The organism is Streptomyces sp. SID14436 (assembly GCF_010548465.1).
Classification (GTDB): Bacteria; Actinomycetota; Actinomycetes; order Streptomycetales; family Streptomycetaceae; genus Streptomyces.
This window is the reverse complement of record NZ_JAAGMD010000255.1, coordinates 1-651: the sequence shown is the minus strand read 5'-3', so window position 1 is coordinate 651 and position 651 is coordinate 1. Positions and strand designations below refer to the sequence as shown.

At 78.8% G+C, this 651-nt stretch carries 1 protein-coding gene; it reads right to left on the bottom strand.

What is annotated here, in order from left to right; all coding sequences use genetic code 11:
• Nucleotides 1-29: 29 nt before the first annotated feature.
• The coding region (locus G3I53_RS09175; protein WP_164438213.1) for an oxidoreductase C-terminal domain-containing protein at nucleotides 30-651 on the bottom strand (622 nt) is incomplete at its 5' end.

The window sequence follows — 651 nt, the reverse complement described above, 5'->3', positions numbered from 1 at the left end:
GCCGGCCTGCTGCCGCGCGCGGGCCCGGGTCAGGCCGTCGCCGACTTGAGCGGGCGGGCCGGATCGGCCAGCAGGTCCGGGTCCATGGAGGCGCCCGCCTCGATCAGCCGGCGCCCCTGCGCCAGGTCCCGGGGGCGCCCCACCGCCAGCAGCGCGACCAGCCGGGTGCCCCGCAGCCAGCAGACGGTCCAGGCCGGGCCGGCGGGGTCGCCGCGCCACACGGTGCGGTCGGCGTCCGCGTGGTGTCCCGCGTACTGGACGAAGCGGCCGAACTGCTCGGACCAGAAGTACGGCACCGGGTCGTAGACCGCGGGCGGCTCGCCGGTGCGCTCCCGGAGGATGTTCGCGGCCACCGTGCGGGGGCCCTGGAGGGCGTTGTCCCAGTGGTGCACGAGCAGGCGCTCGCCGTAGCGGGCCGACGGGAAGGACGCGCAGTCCCCCACGGCGTACACCTGCGGCGCGCTGGTCCGCAGGTGCCGGTCGGCGACGACCTCGCCCTGTGCCCCGAGCGCGATCCGGGAGCCGGTCAGCCAGCCGGTGGCCGGGCGGGCGCCGATGCCGACGACCACCGCGCCGGCGGGCAGCCGGGTGCCGTCGTCGAGCAGGACGGCCCCGGGCTCGGCGCTCCGCACGCGCGTGCCGGTGCGCAGC